This window comes from Orenia sp., assembly GCF_055140805.1.
On sequence record NZ_JBSQYM010000007.1, the window covers coordinates 42,706 to 55,738 of the forward strand.

General features: G+C 31.1%; 11 protein-coding genes. 2 read left to right on the forward strand and 9 right to left on the reverse strand.

The genetic code is table 11. From position 1 onward, the window contains the following. Positions 1-87: 87 nt before the first annotated feature. From gap to ACTCDL_RS01835, 8 genes are all read right to left on the reverse strand, one after another. Positions 88-1,101, reverse strand: a complete 1,014-nt coding sequence (gene gap, locus ACTCDL_RS01800; RefSeq protein ID WP_463173562.1) for a type I glyceraldehyde-3-phosphate dehydrogenase — start codon at positions 1,099-1,101, stop codon at positions 88-90. A 524-nt stretch (positions 1,102-1,625) separates the two neighbouring features. After that, on the reverse strand, positions 1,626-2,642 hold the full coding sequence (locus tag ACTCDL_RS01805; RefSeq protein ID WP_463173563.1) for a sugar-binding transcriptional regulator: 1,017 nt from the start codon (positions 2,640-2,642) through the stop codon (positions 1,626-1,628). A gap of 396 nt (positions 2,643-3,038) precedes the next feature. Beyond that, positions 3,039-3,971 carry a DNA-binding protein WhiA gene (gene whiA / locus ACTCDL_RS01810; RefSeq protein ID WP_463173565.1) on the reverse strand — a complete coding sequence of 311 codons (933 nt, stop codon included), beginning with the start codon at positions 3,969-3,971 and terminating at the stop codon, positions 3,039-3,041. Between the two features lie 34 nt (positions 3,972-4,005). After that, positions 4,006-5,241: a gluconeogenesis factor YvcK family protein gene (locus tag ACTCDL_RS01815; protein WP_463173567.1), complete on the reverse strand. Its 1,236-nt coding sequence runs from the start codon at positions 5,239-5,241 to the stop codon at positions 4,006-4,008. A gap of 12 nt (positions 5,242-5,253) precedes the next feature. Beyond that, positions 5,254-6,117 (reverse strand): RNase adapter RapZ, encoded by an 864-nt coding sequence (rapZ, locus tag ACTCDL_RS01820; RefSeq protein ID WP_463173569.1) that lies wholly within the window; start codon positions 6,115-6,117, stop codon positions 5,254-5,256. 509 nt (positions 6,118-6,626) lie between these two features. Further along, the gene (locus ACTCDL_RS01825; RefSeq protein ID WP_463173571.1) at positions 6,627-7,370 is read right to left on the reverse strand and encodes a PHP domain-containing protein; all 744 of its coding nucleotides are present in this window, start codon (positions 7,368-7,370) and stop codon (positions 6,627-6,629) included. 93 nt (positions 7,371-7,463) lie between these two features. Next, a complete protein-coding gene (locus ACTCDL_RS01830) occupies positions 7,464-8,210 on the reverse strand; it encodes a phosphatase (RefSeq protein WP_463173580.1) in 747 nt (248 codons plus the stop codon). A gap of 14 nt (positions 8,211-8,224) precedes the next feature. Continuing rightward, positions 8,225-9,133: a hypothetical protein gene (locus ACTCDL_RS01835; protein ID WP_463173573.1), complete on the reverse strand. Its 909-nt coding sequence runs from the start codon at positions 9,131-9,133 to the stop codon at positions 8,225-8,227. Positions 9,134-9,654: 521 nt separating this feature from the next. Between ACTCDL_RS01835 and ACTCDL_RS01840 the strand changes: the two genes are divergently transcribed. Both ACTCDL_RS01840 and ACTCDL_RS01845 read left to right on the forward strand, forming a co-directional pair. After that, a complete protein-coding gene (locus ACTCDL_RS01840; protein WP_463173575.1) occupies positions 9,655-11,277 on the forward strand; it encodes a glycoside hydrolase family 57 protein in 1,623 nt (540 codons plus the stop codon). 124 nt (positions 11,278-11,401) lie between these two features. Continuing rightward, positions 11,402-12,073, forward strand: a complete 672-nt coding sequence (locus tag ACTCDL_RS01845) for a DUF4912 domain-containing protein (RefSeq protein ID WP_463173576.1) — start codon at positions 11,402-11,404, stop codon at positions 12,071-12,073. Between the two features lie 45 nt (positions 12,074-12,118). Here ACTCDL_RS01845 and ACTCDL_RS01850 read toward each other — a convergent pair whose 3' ends face one another. Further along, positions 12,119-12,448 (reverse strand): carbohydrate-binding protein, encoded by a 330-nt coding sequence (locus tag ACTCDL_RS01850; protein ID WP_463173578.1) that lies wholly within the window; start codon positions 12,446-12,448, stop codon positions 12,119-12,121. Positions 12,449-13,033: the final 585 nt, after the last annotated feature.

Consider the following 13,033-nt stretch of genomic DNA (forward strand, 5'->3'; position numbering starts at 1 on the left):
AAATATAAGTTTTCAAATCTTGAAAAAAGCGGAACCGTCAAGTTCCGCTATTCTTTTATATTTAATTATAGAACAATGTGTTGCTAATTAACCCATTGTTGCAAATGCTTTACAAGTTCTGATTAACTGTGCAGTATAAGACATTTCATTGTCATACCAAGTTAATAATTTCACGATTTGTTTTCCATTCTCATCAGTCATTACTTTAGTAGATAATCCATCAAATAATGAACCATATTCAGTTCCAATGATGTCAGAAGAAACGATTGGATCTTCAGTATATCCTAAAGTTTCATTAGCTGCTTCTTTCATAGCATTGTTAATATCTTCTACAGTAACCTCTTTTTCAAGCTCTACAACTAAATCAACAAGTGATCCAGTAGGTGTAGGAACTCTTACAGCAATTCCGTCAAGTTTACCATTTAATTCAGGTAACACTTTTCCAACTGCTACTGCTGCTCCTGTAGTAGTAGGTAAGATATTTGCAGCCGCTGCTCTTCCTCTTCTAGAGTTGATACCTTTAGGATGTGGTGCATCTAAAGTATTTTGAGCATTTGTATAAGCATGGATTGTAGTCATGAATCCTTTTACAAGACCAAAGTTATCATCTAAAACTTTAGCAACTGGTGCTAAACAGTTAGTCGTACAAGAAGCTCCTGAGATAATCTTCTCGCTTCCATCTAAGATTTCATCATTTACATTATATACAACTGTCTTTAAATCACCTTTTGCTGGAGCAGAGATAACTACTTTTTTAGCTCCTGCATTAATATGAGCTTCTGCTTTTTCTTTAGAAGTATAGAATCCAGTACACTCAAGAACAACATCTACATCAAGGTCTCCCCAAGGTAAGTTGTTAGCATCTTTTTCAGCATAGATTTTAACTTCTTTTCCATCTACTTTGATTCCATTTTCTGTAGCTTCTATAGAATCAATTTTGTAATTACCTTGTGCTGTATCGTATTTTAATAAGTAAGCTAATGTTTCAGCATCTGTTAAGTCATTTAATGCTACAACATCAAACTCAGCTGAATCAAAAATTTGTCTAAATGCCAATCTCCCAATTCTTCCAAATCCATTAATCGCAATCTTAACTGCCATTTTAACATTCCCCCTATTTTTGTTTAATCTACTTATTTATATGTATTTAACATAATACACCATTAATATAACCCACATTTTACCTATTGTCAAATCTTTTCGTATTTATCTAGTAAAAATCATTTCTTCATTATTAACTTAAGGAATTTCAAAAGAATATCCCTTACTATAAAGATAGAAGTATATAGATAAGTGATGTCGAATAAATTAATTCATTTATTAATATGGGCTAAAACTGACAATTTATCCTCGGTATATTCTGGATATTCTAATAATAAATCTTATTTTTAATATAAGTTATTAGAAATATCCCAGATACCATTGGGACAAAAATGACCCGTTAGTATAAATATGTCCCACTGATTACAAAAAAATATGTTATCTAAATTTAATGATTGATTTTCTTAACTCACATTGGTTATTATACCACATAAACCATATTTATTCAAGACTATTATCTTTAAAAATTAAACTTACTTCTTATTAATTTTCAATCTTGATTATTAAAATTAAAAATCTAACTATTATATAAGCTCTAAAATACCCTTAGCTGCTTCTTCATCAATAATCAAAATATCTTGATACTTCTCTGAGACAGCAGCTACAATAGCTTTTGCCTTACTTCTCCCTCCAGCAATGGCAACTACCTGATATATTTTAGTCAAATCAGTAAGTTTTAATCCAACACTAGTTGTAGAATATACAATCTCACCATCTTGGGTGAAGTAGTAACCAAAGGTCTCACCTACTGCACCTTGGCTTTTTAGCTCTTCAATCTTATCAAGTGGCATTCCCCTTCTTCTCGCCATCACTTCTGCAGTTCCTATACCATGAATTAAAATATCAGCCTTCTTAGCCAAGTCCAATACTTGCTTAATAGAAGGCTCTTTAATTAAAGTAGAGATTGTCTCTTGTTTTAAATTATCTGGGGTGTGTAATAGATGATAATCTCCACCAAGCTTATTAGCAATCTTAGCAGCAATTGTATTTGCCTGTATCTCTACACCTTCTCCCAAGCCTCCTCGAGCAGGAACAGTAGTAACCTGACATCCTTCACTTGCTGGTGTCATCATCTCTGCTACTTCAGACAAAGTTGTTCCTCCTGTAACTGCAATAATGTCTCCATCACTAATTAAACTTTTTAGAAAGTCAGCTGCAAATCTCCCCAACTCTTCTTCACCTAAATTTTGATTCAATCCACTGGGAACTACATGTACTTCCACTCCAAGATAATCCCTTAACCTCTCTTCAAGTAGATTAGTTCCTCGCAGTTCTTTAATATAAACATCTAATTCTCTTAATATCCTCTCACCAGATTTGGTGATTTTAGCACCACTACTAGTTAATATAATAAAACTATGGTCAGACAAGAAATCTAAATGTTTTCTAATAGTTCTCTCACTTAAATCCAATCCCTGGGCCAAAGAACGTCTTCCAATCGGCTGCGAACGATGAACCAACCTTAAAATAGCATACCTTTGCTCTACAACTTTAATTAATTCTGGAGCTACCTTCTGCTGTAACTTTAAATAATCTGTCATTAGATATCCCTCAACTCTCTAGCGGTACATACTTATTCTAATAATATAATTATCTCTTAATTAAAAAAATAAACAATTTAATAATTAATATTATTTATAATAATCTCCTTATTTATTCATATGATAATGATCAGATTTTATAATATATTCCAATCAATTTAAAATCTGAATTAGTTCATACTAAAAATATTAGACAATAAAAAATAAGTATCAAATAGTACCAAATCCTTAACAGAACAAATCTAACCCTATGGTACAAAATGTCCCGTATAGTCAAAAATAATAAGAATAGTTCTTGTATATAATTTAGTTCTAGATAATAAATTATATTCCTTCAATAGAAATAAAAAATTAAAGAATCTATCTTAGGATTAATCTTAAGATAGATTCTCTATGCTACTTTCTGATTTTATCTACCATCTTCTTTATTCTTCTAAAACGATTATTTATACCGGATTTACTTAAAGGTGGATTTAACAGCTCACCTAATTCCTTTAAACTAGCATAAGGATTCTGCTTCCTCAATTCTGCTACCTCCTTCAAACTAGGTGATAGGTTATCTAGACCTTTAACCTCTTCTAATAGCTCTATATCACTTAACTGTTGTTGAGCAGCATTAATCGTTTTATTCAAATTCGCTGTCTCACAGTTCACAATTCTGTTAACATTATTTCTGACCTCTTTATATACTCTTGTGTTCTCAAACTGCAATAAAGCCGAATGAGCTCCTATTATATTTAGAAGTTTAACAATATCATCAGCCTTCTTCAAATACAATAGATAATTATCTTGTCTATTTCTAAATTTTATTTTTATATCAAATTTAGAAAATAATTCGATTATCTCTTCTGCATAATCTTTATAATTAACAGTAATCTCTAAATGATAATCACTTTCTGGATGGCTTACAGAGCCAGCTGCCAAAAAAAGTCCTCTTAAATAGGCCTTAGAACAACAGTGGTTAGCTATAAACTGATTTTTTATTGAATAGTTTATCTGATATCCTTCACCCATTAAGCCACATTTAGTTAACAACTCTTTAACGCCTTTTTGAGGTGGTACTTTAATTATATAATAATTTCTCTTATCTAAATACATCTTCTTTCGAACAATAATTTCAGTAAAAAAATTAAACTGTTCCTTTAATAGCTTATAGACTCTCCTAGCCACTGAAGCATTCTGATTTGTTAAACTTAGTCCTAATTTATGATTTATAATTCCTAAGCTACCATTTAATTTAATTAATGCAGCCAATTCAGCTAACTGACAGCACTTCCCTAAATCCTCTCTTCTCGCTACTTCATTCTTGACTTCATCTGAAAATGACATAACTATCTCCTCTTTAAATTTAAGTAATCTCTAACTATGAAATCTCTTGAATTATCAAATCAATAATAACTTTAGATAACTTTTCGGGATCATGTCTAACCACATTTGATTGACTAATCACAGATTCTTGTACAACCTGTATACCAAGTTCTCTTAATTTGGATAAATCCACTTCCACAGGTTGAGCACCTTCTTTTCTATATTTTTCTATCAAGTCATTAGATATTCTTTCATTGTTGACTAAAATATAATCTGTAATATCATCTCCCACATGATTATAAAGTGCTTGTAAGTGATCACTTGCTTTATAATGATCAGTTTCACCAGGCTGAGTCATTACATTACAAATATATAGTTTCAATGCATCAGAATTCTTTATCTCTTCTGCCAAATCCTTGACAAGAAGATTTGGTAATACACTTGTATACAAGCTTCCAGGACCTAAAATAATTGCATCAGCTTCTTTGATAGCTTCTAGGGATTCAGGTAAAGGCTTACTATCCTTAGGATCAATAAAGACCTTATCAATCTTACCTTTTATTTTAGGTATCTGGGATTCACCTCTGATTAACTCTCCATTTTCCAATCTTGCAGATAATCTTACATCTTCTAAAGTAGATGGTAAAACCCTACCCTTAATTGCTAATATTTTACTAGATTCTTTGACAGCCTCTTCAAAATTACCTAATATCTCAGTTAATGTTGCTATGAATATATTACCAAAACTATGACCTTTTAAATCTCTACCTTCACTAAATCTATATTGAAATAGTTTCTCCATCAATGGTTCAGTATCTGCTAAAGCAACTAAACAGTTTCTAATATCACCTGGAGGAAGTATACCAAGTTCATCACGTAAGACCCCAGAACTCCCACCATCATCAGCTACTGTAACAATTGCAGTAATATTATTGGTGAACTTCTTAATCCCTCTCAACATAGTAGACAGCCCAGTACCTCCACCAACAACAACAATTTTGGGCCCTTTTCTTCTATATCTTTCTTGGTATAAGACTTCTATTAACTTTTCATTTTTATCAGGTGATACAGCATCATATATAGATAATAACATTCTTCTAATTCCTAAAACATTAAGATAAACTCCAAATAAGATAATTACAATTCCAGGTATTCTATACTTTATCAGATCTAGTGACCTGATACTAATGGCCATAGAAACCCCAATACTAATTAAAATTATTCCTAGAATCATTAAAAATATCCAGCGCTTAAACTTAAGCCCAGGATAAAGCCACTTTAGTCTATTCATTATAAAAACCCCTTATTTTTTAGAATCACGATGCTCAATTAATATATTATACCTCCCTTTTAACTCTTCATATAATTTCTCTGCAAAAGTAACTGAACGGTGCTTCCCTCCGGTACAACCAAAGGCTATCGTTAAATGACTCTTACCTTCCTTAATATAATTTGGAAGTAGAAATTCAATTAAATCAAATAATTTCTTTTTGAATTTCTTGGTGATAGGCCATTTTAGTACATATTCCTGTACATCTTTAGTCTCCCCAGTCAATGGTCGTAATGAATCTACATAATGAGGGTTTGGTAAGAACCTAACATCAAACATTAAATCAGCATCAAGGGGTACTCCATATTTAAAACCAAAGGAGAGAATAGATATGGTCAACTTACTCTCTTTAGATTCTTTAATAAATATATTCTCTAACTCCTTTTTTAAGTCTTTAGAGGATAAATTACTAGTATCGATAATCTTATCAGCCTTACCACGTATTTCTTCTAGTTTACCTCTTTCTAAAGCAATCGCTTCTGAGATTCTTCCTTTAGGTGCTAATGGGTGCCTTCTTCTTGTATTTTTAAAACGATTAATCAGAACTTGAGTATCAGTTTCTAAAAATAGGATCTTATAATCTACTCCTAATTCCTCTAAAATTTCTAACTCTTCAAAGATACTATCAAAGAAATCTCTTCCTCTTACATCAACCACTAAGGCTACCTGATCAATATTTCCCTTAGAGTGTAGATACATTTCAGCAAATTTAGAAATTAAAGCAGGTGGTAAATTATCTACACAGAAAAAACCTAAATCCTCTAAACTTTTAATTGTTTCAGACTTACCTGCTCCTGACATTCCAGTTATTATAATAAATTCTTTATCTTGACTCATTTCCTCACCTCTTTAATTTATCTAATAATTATATAAATAAACTATAAATTTCCCCTTATAGATTTCCAATTCTAAAGTAAAATTTAATGGAGATATTGTGATACTTTTGGAATCAGTTATCGGGAATCAGGAACCAGTATTTTAAACTGATTCCTGACTCCTGATTACAAATAACTAAACCATCACATTATCATCCTATTATTTCATCCTAAAGTTTAATAACAATATCTATATTTTATTAAATTATAAATATATTTATCTTATTATTAATATTATCACTTTATCTCTAGAAGCACAAATATAATCTATCTATATAGAAACCGCCAAAGATTTAATATTAGAAATTTTAAAAGTAAAAGAGCAAACAAGAATAATTCTTTTATAGTTTATCTATCATTCATTTAATAACTTGTATATGTTATTAAAATCAGATAATGCTCATAAATTATTCAAATAGAGCAATTAAACAGAACTTGTAGTTATATAGGTTGATTTAAAATCAAATTAAGCTAGTACACATTTATAATATCTTTAGTTGTTAACCCTGAGTGTTGGGCTACTAACATAGCTGTTTCTACATCCCCAACTTTATCTGGACTATGGGCATCACTTCCCAAAGTAAATTTAGCGCCCTCCTCTAATGCTACCTTAATATATTCTTCTCTCATATATCCATGGCTAGAGTTAATCTCTAAGGCTACTTCTTTTTCTACTGCTACTTTAGCTAAAGTTTTAGTATCAATATCTACTTTATAGCCTGGATGAGTAATTATATCTATATTATCATAATTATTTAATGTATTGATTAAAATTTCAGTATTTTTAAACCTTATCTCCCCATGATTTATTCTGAGCTTATCAACTATAACATTATTTAGTATTATCTCTATCCCATCTCTAAAGCTAACTGGCTTAATAAATAGATGAAATCCTACTAATACTTTATCTAACTCCTTTAAGATAAACTCTGGTACGTCTAACCGCCCATCTACACCAATGATATTAGCTTCAACTCCTGCTAATACTTTAATCTCGGGATATAACCGATTATATTTATCTACTTCTCTCTTTATCTCTAATAAAGTAGCTGAATCCTCTACCCCTAACTTAACTATACTCCGACTAGCAGGACCATGATCAGAGATAGCAATCTCCTTTAAACCTTTTTTGATTGCTACTTCTATATTCTCTTTAATACTTCCGGTTCCATGACTATAGGTAGTATGGGTATGATAATCTGCATATAGATGCATTAAATCCTCTCCTTGAAATTAATAGGTATAATTAGTGCCTTTGCCAAACAACATCCAACGTACTAAACATCAATCCAATCTATTACCAATTCTTTAAACTTTATATTTATCTTTAATTAACTTTTTAATCCTAGTCTTCCTTTCAAGAAATTCTTCAATTCTATCAAAACTAGCATTTAGAATATCATCTTCTTCTAATTGAGCTTCTTTAGCTATTTCTAACGCCTTATCAAAGACTCCTACGCTAGCAGAGTAATGAGCATCAGTACCTAAAACCACCTTCACTCCTAATTGCTTAGCCAATCGCCCAATCTCTATACAACTCTCTTTACTTCCTGGACGGCTTAAATGTGAACTATTATTTATCTCTAATACTACGTCCTCTTCTTTAGCAGCCATAATCACTCTCTGACTATCAACTTGATACTCAGGATTACCTGGATGAACAACAATATCTACCAGAGGGTTTTTAATTGCATTTATCATAGCTTTGGTATTGTCTTCCTTAGTACTAGGCTCATATCCAGTTCCTGTATGGAAACCAACCAATACTATGTCTAATCTACTAAGAATCTCCACTGGCAAATCTAAAGTACCATTAACATCAGTTATATTGGCCTCAACACCTCTAAGAACTTTAACTCCATCTATCTCCTCTGGTATTACCTTTAGGTTAGCAAAATGGTAGATATGAGGACCTCTTGGCATGCAAGGTCCATGATCTGTCATGCCTAAAATTTTAATTCCATTCTCCTTCGCCCCTGCTACCATCTCATTAATGGTAGAATATGCATGTCCACTAGCTATAGTGTGAGTATGTAAATCCGCTATCAGCTTGATGGTTATCAACTCCTTTAAATGAAAAATCCTAATTTGGCACTAATAATACCTATTAAACTCATAATAAAATAACCTTCAATCGCTGTCAACTTAAATAATCTTAAAATTGAAAAAAGTACTAAAGCTACTTCTATCCAGAGAAAATAAGGAACCTGATCTGTTAATAACGGAATATTCCATTCCACAATCAATGGTGCTGCTATAATCACTGATAAAAAGAGAAACACTCTTAAGTATTTGTTTGATATTCTAGTTGATTCACAGAGATAATACAGAAAATTCCAAAGTATTGGAAATAATATAATTGCCCAATAAAATAAATTAAATAATAATGAAGATACAACTATAGTAGAAATAGCATAAGTGTAATACCATAGATTATCTCTATTTAGAGAAGGCTGTATAGCTTGAATTAATAAAAAAGATAGACCTACAATTGGAATTAAAGCACCTCCACTAATAGCTAAATCGTTCAAAAATTGAGCAGGTATTAAGCCCAGCAGCTCCTTTATTAACGGAGTACTTAGTAACATAAGTAGATTAAAAGTAAATATTATCAGGATAAAATAATTCTTCTCTTCCAGCCAACTACAACTCTCTTGTAAACTAAAGACCAAAATTACTATCAAAGCCAAGTTAAAAAACAGACTAATATTTCCCGTTAAAATAACCACAGCTACTGTTAATAAACTCACCAATAGACTATACTTTAAACCTAATTCATAATCTACTAGATTGCTACCCCAAATCAACTCAACCACTACACCTATAGTAATACCAGTTATAAAACCTTCTTGTCCAAAAAATAACCCCAATAAGGGTGTTAATAATATTGGGTGAAATAAAGACTTAAACTTCACATTAACTCTATCTCTAATATAAAATACAATAGTAATAATTAAAGCTAAAAATATCTTTGTCATAGCTCTCTCCCCTTTAAATTTTACTCTTTATAGATTATAAAATTACTTCTATTAAAATAAATCTTTAAAAAATTATTTTACATTATATACCAATTATATTTCTTTAATAAGAATTAAAATCCTGCAAAGCATAGTTTATTTATCAAAGGAGAGTATACTATAAATAATTTATCTTTATGGATATATTGGGACACTTTCGTGTTAGTGTAAGTTATGAGTGTGTGTGTGAAGTGCCTTCTCTATTGGGGTTTACTCACACACCCACTCACACTGATATTTAAAAGTGTCGCATTATCTCTATATTGTATTATTTTTCCATTAGTACAGGACGTTATTCTATATCTATATTATAAATTATCCCTGTTAAATTCTTTTTATACGAAATGATGAATTAAAGATAAGATTCTGCTTAAACTAAGTTTAAGAGAGAAAATAGTGGCTTTAATTAATAATTTATTATGAATAGCTTACCTTTGATTTTAACATATTAATAAAAAATGAGGTTTTTAAAGGAGGCTTCTATGGAAACAGAAGGATTTTTATCTTTGGTTCTACATTCTCATTTACCCTTTGTTCGGCATCCAGAAGATAGTTCAGCTCTAGAAGAAGATTGGCTTTATGAAGCAATTACTGAGACTTATATTCCATTAATTGATGTCTTCTCAAGGCTAGTTAATAATAATGTAAACTTTAAACTAACCATCTCTTTATCACCAACTCTAATTTCTATGCTAACAGATCAATTATTACAAGAAAGATATTTAAATTATCTTGATAAATTAATTGAATTAAGTGAAAAGGAATTAACAAGAACAGCAGAGCAACCCGATTTTTATCAAGTGGCTGAAATGTATAATAAAAATTTTATTAAATGTAAAGAGATATTCAATAAATATAAAGGCAATCTCATAAAGGCTTTTAAGCAATTTCAAGACATTGGGATACTTGAAGTGATCACTTGTACTGCTACCCATGGCTATTTACCTTTAATGAATATATATCCTGAAGCAGTTAATGCACAGCTTGAAGCAGGTATACAAGTTTATCAAGAACATTTTGATACTAACCCTAAAGGGATTTGGCTACCTGAGTGTGGTTATTACCCTGGTCTTGATGAATTCCTATGGAAGAAGGAAATTAGGTACTTTTTTGTAGACACCCATGGTATTCTAAATGCTCAGCCTAAACCTCATTATGCTCACTTTGCACCAATCTATTGTCCATCAGGAGTAGCTGCATTTGGTAGAGATACCGAAACTTCTCGTCAAGTTTGGAGTTCTGTTCAAGGATACCCTGGTGATTATGATTATAGAGAATTTTATCGTGATATTGGCTTTGATTTAGATTATGAATATATCAAAGACTATATTCATCCTAAAGGATTTAGAAAGAATACTGGCATAAAATATTATAGAATCACTAATAAAGTTAACAATAACAAGGAGGTTTATAAACCAATTTGGGCCAAACAAAAAGCAGTCATCCATGCAAATAATTTCTTAGAAAAACGGCAAGAACAAATCCGTAACCTTAAAACTTGTATGGATAGACCCCCAATTATCACCTCCCCTTATGATACTGAACTATTTGGTCACTGGTGGTATGAAGGACCAATTTGGCTAGAAGCTTTAATATCAAAAATCTATCATGCTGATGAAGCTAATATTAGATTAATTACTCCAAGTGAATATTTAGATTATTTCCCTATCAACCAAGTAGCTACTCCTTCACTTTCCAGTTGGGGAGATTCAGGTTATAGCCAAGTTTGGTTAGATCAAAGCAATGATTGGATTTATCCAAAGTTACATGCAGTAACTGAACAGATGATTATCATGGCTAAGCACTTCACAAATCCCGATAAACTACAAAAAAGATTCTTAAATCAATTGGCACGAGAGATACTACTTGCCCAAAGTAGTGACTGGGCTTTTATCATCAAAAATAATACCATGAAGGATTATGCTATTAGGCGCACTAATGAGCACCTAGAAAATTTTAATAATTTGATCAATCAACTCCAAAATAACTCTTTTGATATCAATTACTTGCAAAAATTAGAAAGTAAGAACAATCTATTCCCTAACCTAGATTATAGAATCTATCAAGGCTTAAATAACCTAAATTATAAAGAGGTGAATATCTAATATGGCTCTATTACTAACATTCTTAGTATTAGCAATTGTAGTCTACTTTTTTCGACTTACCAAAGACGATAATATAAAAGATAATCACAGCAAGAGAAATTTAACAGATATTCATTTGAAACAAATGAATTATAATATGGAAAGCAGTTCAGAACTCACAAGTATAGATAAGAACAATAAAGATGAAAATAAATTAAAAAATAGTAACTATAAGCCTAATAGCAACCTCTTAATTAGTAACTATTGGCGAAGAAACCTTGCCAAAGATGATGTAGAGTTTGCTAGAATCCCTGGTGATAATAATAGAATTAATATAAACAATATTAGCAATTATGAAGATGCAGATAAAAAACTTTGGGAACTATTTAACAGAAATAAGCTTATCCTATTAGCTAAAGACCCTTATTGGATTTATACTTATTGGAATGTAACTGGACTAGAGACTGAAAAAACAGAGCCTATTATTAGGGTCTATGATATAACCAGCAATCAAGATGACTTCTTTGATGTGAAAATTTCACCTACAGCTGGTAACTGGTACATTAAAGCTCCTCATAACAATCATCACTATTATGGAGAAATTGGTTTGTTAACAGAAGGTAAGCTATTTATTCCTTTAGCAGAATCGAATTCTGTCTTTATTCCTACTCAAAAACCTCATAAGTATTCTGACAATGGATTATGGATGAAAGTAATTAATGGTCAAAAGTTCTATGTAGATTATCATCCTAAAAACCCATTAGATTATAAACCCCAAATTGACCATAAATCCTCTGCTACCTTATTTAAAGATTAAAAAAAGCCTTCGATTAAAATCGAAGGCTTCTTCTTTATAACTTTATTAACTGTACATCTGTCCATTATGAACCTCAAAACTCCAGTTACTACCACCATTATTGTCCCAATTATTAGCGCAGTCTTTGAAACAGAAATTAAATCTATCAGTCGTATTAATTCTTAATTGGGCACTCCAACTGCCATCACTTTGCGACTGCATCTCAATGTCTGTTACATCTCTCCAATTATCCTTAAAACCAACCCCAGCATGTAAATATACCTTACTAGCACCATTCTCATTTAGTAATCCATCATACCTAACAGTAACTTTCTCCCCAGCAGTAATTGGTGTAGGAGTTACAGTTACCTCTGAATAAGTCATTGTTGCTTGCATTTATTTCCCTCCCTTATTCTAACTAACTATTTATAGCTTTTACAATCTAGCTTACTTTATGAGAGGTAATTTTTACTGATGTAAATAATATAAACTTAAACTTAGGTATAACTAGAGATAGATGTTACAAAATTCCAGTTGTCAGAAATCAGAAATCAGTAACCTGTATATTTAACAGATTACTAACTGGCGATAACTATTTTACAAAAGTATTCCCATATACCAATTAATTATTATTCACCTCTATTGAAATTCATCTAACAATATATATAGAAACCGATAAAGATTTCATACTAGCAATTACGATTAATTTTAAAAAAGTCAAAATAATTTTTTGCAACGAATCTCCCGAATAAACACGAATTTAAGTCAAGGTCTTTTAAATCTTTAATTCGTATGATTCGTGTTAATTCGCACCCCAAGAGTACTTCTTCGGATAAATTACCTCAGGGCGTTGCTAAATTAATTTAAATTATTTTCGTGTTATATAGACAAACAACTCTAGAATGAAACAATAGAGAGATATTACGACACCTTAGGAATCGGGAATCGGTTATCAGGAATCTGTAGAACATACTGATTCCA

Coding starts and splice junctions, on each gene's coding strand:
- gap (WP_463173562.1), bottom strand. CDS start 1,101: ATGGCAGTTAAGATTGCGATTAATGGATTTGGAAGAATTGGGAGATTG.
- ACTCDL_RS01845 (WP_463173576.1), top strand. CDS start 11,402: ATGAATTATAATATGGAAAGCAGTTCAGAACTCACAAGTATAGATAAG.
- ACTCDL_RS01815 (WP_463173567.1), bottom strand. CDS start 5,241: ATGAATAGACTAAAGTGGCTTTATCCTGGGCTTAAGTTTAAGCGCTGG.
- ACTCDL_RS01825 (WP_463173571.1), bottom strand. CDS start 7,370: ATGCATCTATATGCAGATTATCATACCCATACTACCTATAGTCATGGA.
- ACTCDL_RS01840 (WP_463173575.1), top strand. CDS start 9,655: ATGGAAACAGAAGGATTTTTATCTTTGGTTCTACATTCTCATTTACCC.
- ACTCDL_RS01850 (WP_463173578.1), bottom strand. CDS start 12,448: ATGCAAGCAACAATGACTTATTCAGAGGTAACTGTAACTCCTACACCA.
- rapZ (WP_463173569.1), bottom strand. CDS start 6,117: ATGAGTCAAGATAAAGAATTTATTATAATAACTGGAATGTCAGGAGCA.
- whiA (WP_463173565.1), bottom strand. CDS start 3,971: ATGTCATTTTCAGATGAAGTCAAGAATGAAGTAGCGAGAAGAGAGGAT.
- ACTCDL_RS01805 (WP_463173563.1), bottom strand. CDS start 2,642: ATGACAGATTATTTAAAGTTACAGCAGAAGGTAGCTCCAGAATTAATT.
- ACTCDL_RS01835 (WP_463173573.1), bottom strand. CDS start 9,133: ATGACAAAGATATTTTTAGCTTTAATTATTACTATTGTATTTTATATT.